Source organism: Pseudomonas sp. B34(2017) (assembly GCF_002112915.1).
Classification (GTDB): domain Bacteria; phylum Pseudomonadota; class Gammaproteobacteria; order Pseudomonadales; family Pseudomonadaceae; genus Aquipseudomonas; species Aquipseudomonas pharyngis.
In genome coordinates, this window is record NZ_NEJA01000005.1 from 308,641 (window position 1) to 324,555 (window position 15,915).

The following is a 15,915-nucleotide window of genomic DNA, read 5'->3' on the forward strand; positions in this document are numbered from 1 at the left end:
GCCGGGCGTTTTTGTTTTCTACCCTTAGAGCTGAGCGCCGATTACTCGTGATACTGCGCCGACAACTCGTGCACCGCACGCAGGAACGCGCCAGCGTGCTCCGGATCGACTTCCGGCGTGATGCCATGGCCGAGGTTGAACACGTGGCCGCTGCCCTTGCCGTAGCTGGCGAGGATGCGCCCGACTTCGGTGCGGATCGCTTCCGGCTTGGCGTAGAGCACGGTCGGGTCCATGTTGCCTTGCAGCGCGACCTTGTCACCCACGCGGGCGCGGGCGTTGCCGATGTCGCAGGTCCAGTCCAGGCCCAATGCGTCGGCGCCAGCGTCGGCGATGCTTTCCAGCCACAGGCCGCCGTTCTTGGTGAACAGGATCACCGGCACTTTGCGACCGTCGTGCTCGCGGATCAGGCCGCTGACGATTTTCTTCATGTAGGCCAGGGAGAACTCTTGGTACGCCGCCGCGGACAGGTTGCCGCCCCAGGTATCGAAGATCTGCACCGCTTGCGCACCGGCCTGGATCTGGCCGTTGAGGTACGAAGTCACCGACTGCGCCAGCTTGTCCAGCAGCAGGTGCATGGCTTGCGGGTTGTCGTAGAGCATCGCCTTGGTCTTGCGGAAGTCTTTCGACGAGCCGCCTTCGACCATGTACGTGGCGAGGGTCCACGGGCTGCCGGAGAAACCGATCAGCGGCACGCGGCCGTTCAGTTCGCGGCGGATGGTGCTGACCGCGTCCATCACGTAGCCGAGGTCTTTGTGCGGATCCGGGATCGGCAGGGCTTCGATGTCGGCCAGGGTGCTGACGACTTTCTTGAAGCGCGGACCTTCACCGGTCTCGAAGTACAGGCCCTGGCCCATGGCATCGGGAATGGTGAGGATGTCGGAGAACAGGATCGCCGCGTCCAGTTGCGGATAGCGGTCCAGCGGTTGCAGCGTGACTTCGCAGGCGAATTCCGGATTCATGCACAGGCTCATGAAATCACCGGCCTGGGCGCGACTGGCGCGGTATTCCGGCAGGTAGCGGCCGGCCTGGCGCATCATCCACACAGGGGTGACGTCTACGGGTTGCTTGAGCAGGGCGCGGAGGAAACGGTCGTTCTTCAGGGCAGTCATGTCGGCATCCGGAAAAAAAGTGCGGGCATTTTCTCAGAGCGCGACGCAAAAGGCACGGATGCAGGTCAGCCTTTTGTCTATCGGGTCAATTTGTCGCGTATTTTTCACAGAAGATCGTTCCCACGCTCCGCGTGGTAACGCCGCCAGTGACGCTCCGCGTCACGCCTTTTGGGACGCAAAGCGTCCCGGGAGGCATTCCCACGCAGACGGTTCGACGCCTCGACGTGGGAACGATCAGAGGAAGGTTTAGACGCCCAGGTAATCCAGGATCCCTTCAGCCGCATTGCGGCCTTCGAAGATCGCCGTCACCACCAGGTCGGAACCGCGCACCATGTCGCCACCGGCGAAGATTTTCGGGTTGCTGGTCTGGTGCTTGTACTGACCCTGCTCGGGTGCAACGACGCGGCCCTGGCTGTCGGTCTGGATTTCGAACTGCTCGAACCACGGCGCCGGGCTTGGACGGAAACCGAACGCGATGACCACGGCGTCGGCCGGGATGATCTCTTCGGAGCCCGGGATCGGCTCGGGGCTGCGACGGCCACGGGCGTCCGGCTCGCCGAGACGGGTCTCGACCACTTTCACGCCTTCGACCTTGTCCTCGCCAACGATAGCGATCGGCTGACGGTTGTAGAGGAATTTCACGCCTTCTTCCTTGGCGTTCTTCACCTCTTTGCGCGAGCCGGGCATGTTTGCTTCGTCACGACGATAGGCGCAGGTCACCGATTTGGCGCCCTGGCGGATCGACGTGCGGTTGCAGTCCATCGCCGTGTCGCCGCCGCCCAGCACCACGACCTTCTTGCCTTTCATGTCGACGAAATCTTCCGGCGACTTTTCAAAGCCCAGGTTGCGGTTGACGTTGGCGATCAGGAAATCCAGTGCGTCATAAACGCCCGGCAGGTCCTCACCGGCAAAACCGCCCTTCATGTAGGTGTAGGTGCCCATGCCCATGAACACGGCATCGTATTCGGCGAGCAGCTGCTCCATGGTCACGTCCTTGCCGACCTCGGTGTTGAGGCGGAATTCGATGCCCATGCCGGTGAAGACTTCGCGGCGATTGCTCAGCACGGTCTTCTCAAGCTTGAACTCGGGGATGCCGAAGGTCAGCAGACCGCCGATTTCCGGGTTCTTGTCGAACACCACCGGGGTCACGCCGCCGCGCACCAGCACGTCGGCGCAACCCAGACCCGCCGGGCCTGCGCCGATGATCGCTACACGCTTGCCGGTCGGTTTGACCTTGGACATGTCCGGGCGCCAGCCCATGGCGAACGCGGTGTCGGTGATGTACTTCTCGACCGAACCGATGGTCACCGCGCCGAAGCCGTCGTTAAGGGTGCAGGCACCCTCACACAGACGATCCTGCGGGCACACCCGGCCGCAGACTTCCGGCAGGGTGTTGGTCTGGTGCGACAGCTCGGCGGCCTGGAGGATGTTGCCCTCGGCCACCAGCTTCAGCCAGTTCGGAATGAAGTTGTGCACCGGGCACTTCCATTCGCAGTACGGGTTGCCGCAACCCAGGCAGCGGTGGGCCTGGTCGGCCGACTGCTGGGGTTTGAACGGTTCGTAGATTTCCACGAACTCTTTCTTGCGTTGACGCAACAGTTTCTTCTTCGGATCCTTGCGCCCGACATCGATGAACTGGAAGTCGTTATTCAGACGTTCAGCCATTGTTAAAACCTCATCAAACTCTTCAGGCGCATATCACTGCGGGTTGGCACGGGTGCTGGAAAGCAACGACTTCAGGTTGGCAGCCTTCGGCTTGACCAGCCAGAAACGGCGCAAGTAGTCATCGAGGTTCTCGGCGAGTTCACGACCCCACTCGCTGTCGGTTTCCGCGACATACTCGTTCAGCACGTTCTGCAGGTGGCTGCGATAGGCTTCCATCGCCTCGCCGCTGATCCGCTGGATTTCCACCAGTTCGTGGTTGACCCGGTCAACGAAGGTGTTGTCCTGGTCGAGCACGTAGGCGAAACCGCCGGTCATGCCAGAGCCGAAGTTGTAACCGGTCTTGCCCAGAACGCAGACAAAACCACCGGTCATGTACTCACAGCAGTGATCGCCAGTGCCTTCCACGACCGTGTGGGCACCGGAGTTGCGCACGGCGAAACGCTCGCCTGCGGTGCCGGCGGCGAACAGCTTGCCACCCGTGGCGCCGTACAGGCAGGTGTTGCCGATGATGGCGCTTTCCTGAGTCTTATAAACGCTGCCCTTCGGCGGCACGATGACCAGTTTGCCGCCGGTCATGCCTTTGCCGACGTAGTCGTTGGCATCGCCTTCCAGGTACATGTTCAGACCACCGGCGTTCCACACGCCGAAGCTCTGGCCCGCCGTGCCCTTGAAGCGGAAGGTGATCGGCGCGTTGGCCATACCCTGGTTGCCGTGCTTGCGCGCGATTTCGCCGGAGATCCGCGCGCCGATCGAACGGTCGCAGTTGCAGATGTCCAGATCGAACTCGGCGCCACTGAGGTCGTTGATCGCCGACGTCGCCATCTCGACCATTTTCTCGGCCAGCAGGCCCTGGTCGAAGGGCGGGTTGCGCTCGACGCCGCAGAACTGAGGCTTGTCCGCCGGAATGTGATCGCTGCCCAGCAGCGGGGTCAGATCCAGGTGATGCTGCTTGGCGGTCTGGCCTTCGAGGATTTCCAGCAGATCGGTGCGGCCGATCAGCTCTTCGAGGGAATGCACGCCCAGCTTGGCCAGCCACTCACGGGTTTCTTCGGCGACGTAGGTGAAGAAATTCACCACCATGTCGACGGTGCCGATGTAGTGATCCTTGCGCAGCTTCTCGTTCTGGGTCGCGACGCCGGTGGCGCAGTTGTTCAGGTGGCAGATACGCAGGTATTTGCAGCCCAGCGCGATCATTGGCGCAGTACCGAAGCCGAAGCTTTCGGCACCGAGGATGGCTGCCTTGATCACGTCGAGGCCGGTCTTCAGGCCGCCGTCGGTCTGTACCCGAACCTTGCCGCGCAGGTCGTTGCCGCGCAGGGTCTGGTGGGTTTCGGCCAGGCCGAGTTCCCACGGAGCGCCAGCGTATTTGATCGAGGTCAGCGGCGAAGCACCGGTGCCACCGTCGTAGCCGGAGATGGTGATCAAGTCCGCATAGGCCTTGGCCACACCGGCAGCGATGGTGCCGACGCCTGCTTCAGCCACGAGTTTCACCGAAACCAGCGCCTTCGGGTTGACCTGTTTCAGGTCAAAGATCAACTGCGACAAGTCTTCAATCGAATAGATGTCGTGGTGCGGTGGTGGCGAAATCAGGGTCACGCCCGGCACTGCGTAACGCAGCTTGGCGATCAGCCCGTTCACTTTGCCGCCCGGCAGTTGCCCGCCCTCGCCCGGCTTGGCGCCCTGGGCGACCTTGATCTGCAGCACTTCGGCGTTGACCAGGTATTCCGGGGTCACCCCGAAACGGCCGGTCGCGACCTGCTTGATTTTCGAGCTCTTGATGGTGCCGTAGCGCGCCGGGTCTTCGCCGCCTTCGCCGGAGTTGGAACGCGCACCGAGGCGGTTCATGGCTTCGGCCAGGGCTTCGTGAGCTTCCGGCGACAGGGCGCCCAGCGAGATACCGGCGGAGTCGAAGCGCTTGAGCACCGACTCCAGCGGCTCGACTTCACTGATGTCCAGCGGGGTGTCGAGGGTCTTGACCTTGAACAGGTCGCGGATCATCGACACCGGACGGTTGTCCACCAGCGAGGTGTATTCCTTGAATTTGGCGTAGTCGCCCTGCTGCACGGCGGCTTGCAGGGTGTTGACCACGTCCGGGTTGTACGCGTGATATTCGCCACCGTGGACGAACTTCAGCAGACCGCCCTGCTGGATCGGCTTGCGCGGACTCCAGGCTTCGGTGGCCAGTGCTTTCTGTTCGGCTTCGATGTCGACGAAACGCGCACCCTTGATTCGGCTCGGCACGCCACGGAAGCTCAGCTCGCAGACTTCCTCGGAAAGACCGATCGCTTCGAACAACTGAGCACCGCGATACGACGCGATGGTCGAGATGCCCATCTTCGACAGGATCTTCAACAGACCTTTGGTGATGCCTTTGCGGTAGTTCTTGAACACCTCGTAGAGGTCGCCCAGGACTTCACCGGTACGGATCAGGTCGCCCAGCACTTCGTAGGCCAGGAACGGATAGACCGCCGAGGCGCCAAAGCCGATCAGCACCGCGAAGTGGTGCGGATCCCGTGCGGTGGCGGTTTCAACCAGGATGTTGGAGTCGCAGCGCAGGCCTTTTTCGGTCAGGCGGTGGTGCACCGCGCCGGTGGCCAGCGAAGCGTGGATCGGCAGTTTGCCCGGAGCGATATGACGGTCGCTCAGAACGATCTGGGTACGACCGGCACGCACGGCTTCTTCAGCCTGATCCGCGACGTTACGGATCGCCGCTTCGAGGCCGACGCTTTCGTCGTAGTTGAGGTCGATGATCTGCCGCTCGAAGCCCGGACGGTCGAGGTTCATCAGCGAACGCCACTTGGCCGGGGAAATGACCGGCGAGCTGAGGATCACGCGCGAAGCGTGTTCCGGCGATTCCTGGAAGATGTTGCGCTCGGCACCGAGGCAGATTTCCAGCGACATCACGATCGCTTCACGCAGCGGGTCGATCGGCGGGTTGGTCACCTGTGCGAACTGCTGACGGAAATAGTCGTACGGCGTGCGCACGCGCTGGGACAGCACGGCCATCGGCGTGTCGTCGCCCATCGAGCCGACGGCTTCGTAGCCTTGCTCGCCAAGCGGACGCAGTACCTGATCGCGCTCTTCGAACGTGACCTGATACATCTTCATGTATTGCTTGAGCTGATCGACGTCGTAGAAAGCCGAACCGTGATCGTTGTCTTCCATGGTCGCCTGGATGCGCAGGGCGTTCTTGCGCAGCCATTGCTTGTACGGATGACGGGATTTCAGACGATTGTCGATCGCGTCGGTGTCGAGGATCTGCCCGGTTTCGGTGTCCACGGCGAAGATCTGGCCCGGGCCGACACGGCCCTTGGCGAGCACGTCTTCAGGCTGGTAGTTCCAGACGCCGATTTCCGAAGCCAGGGTGATGAAACCGTTCTTGGTGGTGACCCAGCGCGCCGGGCGCAGACCGTTACGGTCGAGCAGGCACACCGCGTAGCGACCGTCGGTCATGACCACGCCGGCCGGACCGTCCCACGGCTCCATGTGCATCGAGTTGTACTCGTAGAACGCACGCAGATCCGGGTCCATGGTTTCAACGTTCTGCCACGCTGGCGGAATGATCATCCGCACGCCACGGAACAGGTCGATGCCGCCGGTGACCATCAGTTCGAGCATGTTGTCCATGCTCGAGGAGTCGGAACCGACGCGGTTGACCAGTGGGCCGAGTTCTTCCAGATCCATCAGATCGTTGGTGAACTTGGTGCGACGGGCCTGAGCCCAGTTGCGGTTGCCGGTGATGGTGTTGATCTCGCCGTTGTGGGCGAGGAAGCGGAATGGCTGAGCCAGCGGCCATTTCGGCAGGGTGTTGGTGGAGAAGCGCTGGTGGAACACGCAGATCGCGGTTTGCAGGCGCTGGTCACCCAGGTCCGGATAGAACGCGGCCAGGTCGGCCGGCATCATCAGGCCTTTATAGATGATGGTCTTGTGGGAAAAGCTGCAGATGTAGTGGTCGGTGTCGGCGGCATTGGCCACGGACGAGCGACGACGGGCGCTGAACAGCTTGACCGCCATGTCCTGATCGCTCAGGCCTTCGCCGCCGATGTACACCTGCTCGATCTGCGGCAGGCGCTCAAGGGCCAGGCGGCCGAGGACGCTGGTGTCGATCGGTACTTTGCGCCAGCCGATCAGTTGCAGGCCTTCGGCCAGGATCTCGCGGTTCATGTTCTCGCGAGCGGCTTCGGCCTTGGCCGGATCCTGATTGAAGAAGACCATGCCCACGGCGTATTGCTTGGGCAGCTCGACGCTGAAGGTTTCCTGGGCAATGGCACGCAGGAAGGCGTCGGGTTTTTGAATCAGCAGACCGCAACCGTCACCGGTCTTGCCGTCGGCATTAATCCCACCGCGGTGGGTCATGCAGGTCAGGGCCTCGATGGCCGTTTGCAAAAGGGTATGACTGGGTTCGCCCTGCATATGGGCTATCAGGCCGAAACCGCAGTTATCCTTGAATTCATCTGGTTGGTACAGACCTGCTTTCATAGACACTTTCTCACCAGGCTGCCTCTTAACGAGGCAAATTTCTTTTCAATTCAACCACTTGCTTTCCGCGCCGAACGTACGCCGGCTTTGCGGGGGCAAAAGGGTGGTCATTGTACACAGCGACACAGAGGCTCACAAATTTGACGACGAAATGTCGCAAATTCATGTCGCATTTGTGAAAGGTTTAAAGCGATCTGCTGTGCTAGTCAAAACTTTTTTAATTTTGACCGCAACGACTCAAAGACTACTGTGACGCAGACACCACAAGGCACGCGACCTGAAAGGAAGCGCGCACTTGTAGAAATTTTGAGGTGCTTGGAGAGGCGGCCTGGGTAAGGCCGCCGAATCTTCAGCGAGTTGTTGCCAGTTCCTGTTGGACGCTGGCGACAGTGCGAGGCCAAGGTTTACCAGCCTGAACCTTCGCTGGCAAGGCCTTGATGGCAGAAACGGCTGCATCACGATTGGCGAAGTTGCCGTAGGTGATCACGTAGAGAGGCTTGCCGTTGAGGACTTTCTTGAAATAACGGTACTCGCCGCCCTGCTCCTTGACGAAGTTTTGCGCGGTCGCTTCGGAGCTGGTGCCGAGGATCTGTACCACGTAGTTGCTGGTCGGCTGACCGGCGTACCAGCTGCCACCGGCGGCCTTGGCGACGGTGACCGGCTTCTCGGCAGGTTTGGCGGCGGCAACAGGCTTGGCAGGTGCCGGAGCCGGTTTGGCCACTGGAGCGGCCGGAGCAGGCTTGGCGGTAGCGACCTGGGTCGGTGCCGGGGTCGGTTTGGCCGCCGGGGCCGGAACCGGAACCGGGGTCGGCGCAGGGCCGGCCTGAACGCCCGCGGGTGGCGCGGTAGTCGTCACGGTCGGTGGCGTGTTGCTGGATCCTTCGACCGGCACACCGTCGTCGCCCTCGGTGATACCACCCGCCGCTTCAGCCAGCGGACCACGCATCACCGGCTGCGAGTTGCCGACCAGCGGCAGCGGCATCGGCTGGGTATTGCCGTTGAATTCGACGGACGGCGCGCCACCCGCCTGCGGTGTGCCCTGGCCCAATGGCAGTTGCGCCTGCTCGTTGGCCGGCGCACCGGTGGTCGGTGCCTTGTTGCGACCCGGCATCAGCCAGGCGGCAGCGACCGCGACCACAACGACGGCGGAAATCGCCAATACGTGTTTCTTCGGCATGTTGAACCCCATACTTGGACGCTTGACCGCAGAGCGGCTGGCAATCATGACTTCGATCAGAGCATCGCGAGCGACCTGGTTGATGTTGCCGGGCCAACCCTCGGAGCTTTCGTGAATATCAGAGATCTGATCCGCGGTGAAAAGTTCGACACCCCGGCCGGCGCCTTCGAGCCGCTGGTCGAGATACTCGCGGGTTTCTTCTTCGGTGTACGGCTGCAATTCGATGACGTGGAAGCGCTCTTCCTCAAGGTGCAAAGCCTCGAGCTGGGCGATCAGTGACGACTCGCCGAACAGGAACACGTGCGGGCGACCTTCCGGCGCGCCGGCGCCCAGCGCCATCAGGGCTTCAAGGGCGGACTCGTCGAGCTGCTCGGCATCATCCACCAGCAGATAGACTTCCTGACCGGTCAGCGCGAGCTGCACGACCTGATCGAGGATCGCCCCGACCTCGGCCTGCGCCACGTCCAGCGCCTGGGCGATCTGGCGCAGCACACCGGCGGCATCGCCGGCGCCACGGGCGGAAACGACGACGCTCTGCACCGATTGCTTGTTGGTGCTGGCAACCAGCGCTTGGCGCAGCAGGGTCTTGCCGCTGCCCTGCGGGCCGGTGACCACCAGCAGCAACTGGCTGTAACGCGCCAGGTGATGCAGCTGACCCAGCACCGGCTTGCGCTGGGCCGGGAAGAACTTGAAGCCCGGCACCCGCGGCGCGAAAGGGTCGTGACTTAACTGGAAATGGCCGAGGAACGCCTCGTCGGCATGCAAACTAGTCATCGGAATCTTATTAACCTTTAAGCTGAGCCAGAGCGCGGTAATCCGCTCCCAGCGTGGCCTGTAGAACCTCTTTCGGATAATCGTCGGTCACCACCGCTTCGCCCATCCGGCGCAGCAGCACCAGGCGCAAGCGACCGTCGATCACTTTTTTGTCAATTGCCATGTGTTCAAGGAAATCGGCTTCGGTCATCTCTTCCGGCGGGATCACCGGCAGACCGGCCCGCTGGAACAGGCGAATGCCGCGATCACGCTCCTGCTCGCTGATCCAGCCCAGACGCGCGGACATTTCCAGCGCCATCACGGTGCCAGCAGCGACCGCTTCGCCATGCAACCAGACACCATAGCCCATGTGGGTTTCGATGGCGTGGCCAAAGGTGTGGCCGAGGTTGAGTGTGGCCCGTACACCGGTTTCCTTCTCATCGGCGCCGACCACTGCAGCCTTGGCGGCGCAAGAGCGCTCGATGGCATAGGTCAGGGCCGTTTGATCCAGTGCACGCAGGGCGTCGACATTGTCTTCGAGCCAGGTCAGGAACGGCTCGTCGCAGATCAGGCCGTACTTGATGACTTCCGCCAGCCCTGCCGACAGCTCGCGCGCCGGCAAGGTTTTCAGGGACGCGGTATCGATCAGCACCACGTTCGGCTGATAGAACGCGCCAACCATGTTCTTGCCCAGCGGATGGTTGATCCCGGTCTTGCCGCCCACCGACGAATCGACCTGGGACAGCAGCGTGGTAGGAATCTGGATGAAATCGACGCCGCGCTGGTAGCAGGCGGCCGCGAAACCGGCCATGTCGCCGATCACGCCACCACCGAGGGCGATCACCGTGGTGCGGCGGTCATGACGGGCGGTCAGCAGGCCGTCGAAGATCAGTTGCAGGGTTTCCCAGTTCTTGAAGGCTTCGCCGTCGGGCAACACCACGGAAACCACTGAAAACTGCGCCAGGCTCCGGGTCAGACGCTCGAGATAGAGCGGCGCAACGGTCTCGTTGGAGATGATTGCCACTTGCCGCCCATGGATATGCGGGGCCAACAGATCTGGCTGGTCCAGCAGTCCCTCGCCAATGTGAATCGGGTAGCTGCGCTCGCCTAGGTCGACCTTGAGTGTCTGCATGTGTCCCCACAGTGAAGATGGAAGCAGGCGTCCTGCCCTGAATTATTGGTTGTCTGCGGCCTGTAGCGGGTATGACGCCGCTCGCACGCCATCCGCCACAACCTCGGCGGGCTGTGACAGGACGCCGAGGATAGCGCATTTCGAGCAATGCTTTAACGGGGCGGAAGCTGCGCCAGGCGGTCGAGAATATCGAGCACGACCATGCGCGGTGGCCGCTCGTCGGTTTCCACCACCAAGTCGGCGATTTCCCGATAAAGCGGATCACGGATCGCCAGCAGATCGCGCAAGGTTTTCTCCGGATTGGCAGTGCGCAACAACGGCCGGTTGCGGTCGCGAGAGGTGCGGCCGACTTGCTGTTCGACGGAGGCGTGCAGATACACCACCCGCCCGCCCTCGTGCAGGGCCTTGCGGTTGGCATCGCGCATCACCGCGCCGCCGCCGGTCGCCAGCACTACGCCGTCGAATGCGCAAAGCTCGGCGATCATCGCCTGCTCACGGTCACGAAAGCCGGGCTCGCCTTCCTTGTCGAAGATCCACGGAATATTGGCGCCCGTACGCAGTTCAATTTCCTTGTCGGAATCCTTGAACGGCAGGCGCAGCTCTTTGGCCAGTAATCGGCCGATGGTGCTTTTTCCAGCCCCCATCGGTCCTACAAGAATCAAATTTCGCACAGAATCAACGACTCACAGCAATCGCCTGGTTATTCATGATACGCGGAGTGAGAAATACCAGCAGCTCGGATTTTTTCTCCGAAACCACATCACGCCGGAAAAGGCGGCCAAGATACGGCACATCGCCAAGAAATGGCACCTTATCTACAACCTTGCTCTGAGTATTTGAGAAAACGCCCCCGATCACGATGGTTTCGCCGTCGTTCACCAGCACCTTGGCATTGACCTCGTTCTTCTTGATCGGCGGTACATCCTGCACTTTGTTCAGGTAGTCCGGTTCGTCCTTGGTGACCTTCACCTCCATGATGATGCGGTTGTCCGGGGTGATCTGCGGCGTCACTTCCAGCGACAGCGATGCCTCCTTGAAGGACACCGACGTAGCGCCGCTGGAGCTGGCTTCCTGGTACGGAATCTCGGTGCCCTTGAGGATCTTCGCGGTCTCCTTGTCGGAGGTGACCACCTTGGGCTGCGAGACGATTTCGCCGTTGCCGGTCTTCTCCATCGCGGTCAGTTCAAGGTCGAGCAAGACGTTGTCAGTGATGAACGCGATGCCGATCCCGGACGTGTTGTTGACCGTGCCCATGTCGACGAACGGCGAGTTGGTGCTGGTGCTGCCCGGCGTTCCAATGGTGGTCGACGAACCGTTGCTGACCCCGGAAGTGTTCCAGTTGCCCTTGTTCTGAATCGAACCGCCCCAGCGCACGCCCAAGCTCTTGTCGTAATCGACGTTGGCCTCGACGATCCGTGCCTCGATCATCACCTGACGCACCGGAATATCCAGCTGCGCCACAATCCGCCGCAGCTCGTCGAGGCGATCCTGGGTCTGGTAGGCAATGATGTTGTTGGTGCGCTCATCGACGGTGATAGAACCCCGCTCGTCGACCTTCGCCTCGGCGCTGGTGACAGACTGGAACAGCTTGGCGATGTCGGCGGCCTTGGCGTAGTTCACCTGCAATAGCTCACGACGCAGCGGCGCCAGTTCGGCGATCTGTTTCTGCGATTCCAGTTCCTGCCGCTCGCGCGCAGCAATTTCATCCGCCGGCGCCACCAGCAACACGTTGCCGACCTTGCGCTTGTCCAGGCCTTTGGTCTTGAGCACCAGATCCAGCGCCTGATCCCACGGCACGTTCTGCAGGCGCAAGGTAATGCCGCCCTGCACGGTATCGCTGGCCACCAGATTGAGGTTGGTGAAGTCGGCGATCAGTTGCAGCACCGAACGCACATCGATGTCCTGAAAGTTGAGCGAGAGCTTTTCGCCGTTATAGCTGTTGCGGTCGGCGTTGCGTTTTTGCAGGTCATCGACGGTCAACGGCCGGATGCTGACGGTCAGCTTGTTGTCGGTCTGGTAGGTGGAATAGTCGAAAGTACCGCTGGGTTCGACGGTGATCGTCGCTCGATCACCGCTGACCCCGGCATTGACGAACTGCACCGGGGTGGCGAAGTCCTTGACGTCGAGGCGCACCCGCAGCGGTTCTGGCAATTGGGTACGGGCGAAATTGAGGATGATCTTGCCGTCGTGCTCCTGGATGTCCGGGGCGATAGCCGGGTCGGACAAGTCGATGACCACGTTGCCCTCGCCCGCCGTACCACGCTGGAAATCCACGCCGCGAATGGCTCTGGCGGTCGGCGTAAACGTGCGGACCGGCGCTGCCGCAGGTGCTGCGCGCGGTGCACGAGCGGCCGTACGTGGGGCAGCGGCTTTACTGCCTTGCCCGACCACCACGAACACCGTATTGCCCTCGACCCGGGTGTCGTACGGTGCCAGTTGCGTCAGGCTGATGATCAGCCGTGTACGATTATTGGCCTCGACCACCGTGGCCGTGCGGGCATTGCCACTGCCCAGGTCACGGGTCTTGCTTGCCAACTGACTGGCGACACCCGGCAGATCGAGTGCGATCCGTGCCGGCGAGTCGGTGGTGTAGCCCTTGGGCTGCGGGGGCGGGCCGTCGAACGACAGCTTCAGCTCGACCCGGTCGCCCGGCAGTGCCGCGACGTCCAGCGCCTTCAGATTGGCTGCCTGTACCATCGGCGAAAGCAGCGCTATCCATAGCGAAAAACCGAGGGTGGAGAAAATCCTGTTCATTGTTCGACTTCCACTTATGAATGCTCTTTCAAAGGAATGGTGCGCGGCCGCTCAAGCCAGGCGCCCTGGCCATCGGGAACGATTTCCACCACTTCGACCTGTGAAGCGCTGATGGCGACGATGCGCCCGTCGTTGCGCCCCAGATAGTCGCCGACCTTGAGCCGATGGACGCCGCCCGCGCCTCGCAGCAGGGCGAAGGAACCGGAGGCGTTGGCAATCGTGCCGACCATTTCAAACTGCTCGATGTTGAAACCTTCGAGGTATTGCTTGACCCGGTTGGGATCGGGTTTCACGTCGCGCGAGCCATGTTTCTGCCCGGCCAGATCGACCCGCAGCTGGCGCGAAAACGGACTGCGCAGGTTGGCGGCGCTGTAGGTGAACGTCGGGTAGGAGCGGAAGGTCGGAGTCGGCTCGATCTTGCCCGGCGGACGCAGGCGCACTTCATTCATGTAGGCGTCGAGGTCGCTGAAGTCATCGCCGCCACAGCCACCGAGCACCAATAACAATGCCGACAGGGCGATAAAACGGATCGGGCTCATTTCTGCAGCCCCTTGTCGTTATAGCGGTAGGTCTTGGCGAGGATGCTCATGCGCAGCTTCGGCCCGCCTTCAGGATTGGCTGGCGCCAGCTCGAAATCGTGCAGGGTGACGATCCGTGGCAGCCCGGCCACGCCACTGACGAAGGTCGCGAGGTCGTGATAGGCCCCGGTCACGGTGATCTGGATGGGCAGCTCGATGTAGAACTGCTGGGTAACCTCAGGCAGCAGTTTGATCTCTTCGAACTCAAGGCCACTGCCCAGTCCGGTGCGGGTGATGTCTTCCAGCAACCCCGGCACTTCGGTATCACTGGGCAATTGCCGCAACAACACACCGAACGAGTTTTCCATCTCTTTCATCTGCTGGGTGTACAGCTCCAGATTGGCCGCCATGCGCGCCTTGCTCGCGAACTGCTCCTTGAGGGTGATTTCCTCCTCACGTTTGAGTTCGAGCTGGTTCTCCAGGTCACTGATGAAAAAGTTATAGCCAAGCGCCAGGACCAGCACCATCAACAGCCCGCCGGCCAGGGTTTTGACTACAGGCGGCCAGGAGCCAATGTTGCTGGTGTCCAGGTCGTTGAAATCGACATTGCGCAGGCTGTCCAGCCACTCGGACGGCTTCATTGGTCGTCCTCCTCGAGCCGGGGTCGAGTCTGGCGAACGGTCAGTTGGAAGACGTTGGCCTGATCCACCTGGCCAGCGGTGGTGGCTTTCACTTCATTGAGGTTGGGCGCATCGAACCAGTCGGAGGCGTCGAGATTGCGCATCAGGTCGGACACTCGATTGTTCGATTCCGCCGCGCCGCTGATCGACAGGGTCTTGCCGACCATTTTCACGTCGGTGAAATACACCCCGTCAGGCAAGGTGCGCGCCAGCTGATCGAAGATCCGCCCGCTGATCTGCCGGTTGCCCTGCAAGTCCTGGATGATGCGCATGCGCTCCACCAGTTGCTGGCGATGGGCCTTGAGGTCGCTGATCTGCTTGATCCTCTCGTCGACCACGGAGATCTGCTTGCCGATGTAGTCATTGCGCGCCACCTGCCGGGCAATGGCGCCGCTGATGATCTGATCAGCGATGAGCACCGCCCCCACCGAACCGACCACCACACCGATCAAGACCAGCAGGAAGCGTTTGCGCCGCTCCTCGCGTCGCTCCTCGCGCCAGGGTAAAAGGTTGATCCGCGCCATCAGTCGAAACTCCTGAGCGCGAGCCCGCAGGCAATCATCAGGGCCGGCGCATCGCTCGCCAAAGCCCCGGCGTTGACTTTGCTGCTCAAGGCCATGTCGGAAAACGGGTTGGCGACCTGGGTCGGGGTGTTCAAACGTTCTTCGATCAGCCGGTCGAGCCCGGGCACCGATGCCGTGCCGCCGGCCAGCAGAATGTGGTCGACGGCGTTGTACTGGCCGGAGGCAAAAAAGAACTGCAAGGAGCGTGACACCTGCTGCACCAGCGCCTCGCGAAACGGTTGCAATACCTCGCTGACGTAGTCGTCCGGCAAGCCCCCCTGCTTCTTGGCGAGCCCCGCCTGTTCAAGGGTCAGGCCATAACGGCGCTGGATTTCCTCGGTCAACTGCCGACCGCCGAACAGCTGTTCACGGGTGTAGATGATCCGGCCATTGTGCAGGACGCTTAGCGTGGTCATGGTGGCGCCGATGTCGACCACGGCCACCGTCAGCCGATCCTGGGACGCAGCCAGTTGCGTGGCCAGCAGGCCGAACGAGCGCTCCAGCGCATACGCCTCTACATCTACCACCCGCGCGGTCAGCCCGGCGAGAGCGAGCGCCGCTTCGCGGACTTCGACGTTTTCCTTGCGACAGGCGGCCAGCAGTACGTTGACCCGCTCGGGGTTGCGCGGCGAAACGCCTTGGACTTCGAAGTCGATGGCGACCTCGTCCAGCGGGTAGGGAATGTATTGATCGGCCTCGATCTTGAGCTGGTTTTCCAGTTCATCGTCGGACAGCCCGGCGTCCATCTCGATGACCTTGGTGATCACCGCCGAGCCGGCCACCGCCACCGCCACGGTTTTCAACCCGGTACGCGCCTTGACCAGCACCCGGGACAGGGCCTGGCCGACGCCCTCGAGTTCAGCGATGTTCTTTTCGACCACGGCACTCGCCGGCAACGGCTCTACCGCATACGCCTCGACCCGGTAGCGTTCACCCTGACGGCTCAGCTCCAGCAGCTTCACCGACGTGGAGCTGATGTCGATCCCCAGTAACGTATTGGCCTTTTTATTGAAGAGTCCTAGCACTACCAATTCCCTATGACTTTCCGTGAGTTACGGACTCTGTAATGCGCATTGCGTTCCCTC

General features: G+C 61.7%; 11 protein-coding genes. All 11 read right to left on the reverse strand.

Annotation, left to right across the window (positions count from 1 at the left end):
- Positions 1–41: 41 nt before the first annotated feature.
- Entirely contained in the window at positions 42–1,109 is a 1,068-nt protein-coding gene (hemE, locus tag CAF80_RS17965) for a uroporphyrinogen decarboxylase (RefSeq protein WP_007952372.1), read from the reverse strand.
- A gap of 246 nt (positions 1,110–1,355) precedes the next feature.
- Positions 1,356–2,774, reverse strand: a complete 1,419-nt coding sequence (locus CAF80_RS17970; RefSeq protein ID WP_007909438.1) for an FAD-dependent oxidoreductase — start codon at positions 2,772–2,774, stop codon at positions 1,356–1,358.
- 33 nt (positions 2,775–2,807) lie between these two features.
- On the reverse strand, positions 2,808–7,253 hold the full coding sequence (gltB, locus tag CAF80_RS17975; RefSeq protein WP_085667692.1) for a glutamate synthase large subunit: 4,446 nt from the start codon (positions 7,251–7,253) through the stop codon (positions 2,808–2,810).
- Positions 7,254–7,602: 349 nt separating this feature from the next.
- Positions 7,603–9,204 carry an AAA family ATPase gene (locus CAF80_RS17985; protein ID WP_085611133.1) on the reverse strand — a complete coding sequence of 534 codons (1,602 nt, stop codon included), beginning with the start codon at positions 9,202–9,204 and terminating at the stop codon, positions 7,603–7,605.
- A gap of 10 nt (positions 9,205–9,214) precedes the next feature.
- Entirely contained in the window at positions 9,215–10,315 is a 1,101-nt protein-coding gene (aroB, locus tag CAF80_RS17990) for a 3-dehydroquinate synthase (RefSeq protein WP_039766431.1), read from the reverse strand.
- Positions 10,316–10,467: 152 nt separating this feature from the next.
- The gene (aroK, locus tag CAF80_RS17995; RefSeq protein WP_011332081.1) at positions 10,468–10,986 is read right to left on the reverse strand and encodes a shikimate kinase AroK; all 519 of its coding nucleotides are present in this window, start codon (positions 10,984–10,986) and stop codon (positions 10,468–10,470) included.
- 4 nt (positions 10,987–10,990) lie between these two features.
- The gene (pilQ, locus tag CAF80_RS18000) at positions 10,991–13,069 is read right to left on the reverse strand and encodes a type IV pilus secretin PilQ (protein ID WP_039766429.1); all 2,079 of its coding nucleotides are present in this window, start codon (positions 13,067–13,069) and stop codon (positions 10,991–10,993) included.
- A 14-nt stretch (positions 13,070–13,083) separates the two neighbouring features.
- Positions 13,084–13,608: a pilus assembly protein PilP gene (locus CAF80_RS18005; RefSeq protein WP_039766425.1), complete on the reverse strand. Its 525-nt coding sequence runs from the start codon at positions 13,606–13,608 to the stop codon at positions 13,084–13,086.
- Positions 13,605–14,228, reverse strand: a complete 624-nt coding sequence (pilO, locus tag CAF80_RS18010) for a type 4a pilus biogenesis protein PilO (protein WP_064382837.1) — start codon at positions 14,226–14,228, stop codon at positions 13,605–13,607. The genes CAF80_RS18005 and pilO overlap by 4 nt, the downstream gene beginning before the upstream one ends.
- Positions 14,225–14,791 (reverse strand): PilN domain-containing protein, encoded by a 567-nt coding sequence (locus CAF80_RS18015; protein ID WP_074689559.1) that lies wholly within the window; start codon positions 14,789–14,791, stop codon positions 14,225–14,227. Before CAF80_RS18015 ends, pilO begins: the two co-directional genes overlap by 4 nt.
- The gene (locus CAF80_RS18020) at positions 14,791–15,855 is read right to left on the reverse strand and encodes a pilus assembly protein PilM (protein WP_007952389.1); all 1,065 of its coding nucleotides are present in this window, start codon (positions 15,853–15,855) and stop codon (positions 14,791–14,793) included. The genes CAF80_RS18015 and CAF80_RS18020 overlap by 1 nt, the downstream gene beginning before the upstream one ends.
- Positions 15,856–15,915: the final 60 nt, after the last annotated feature.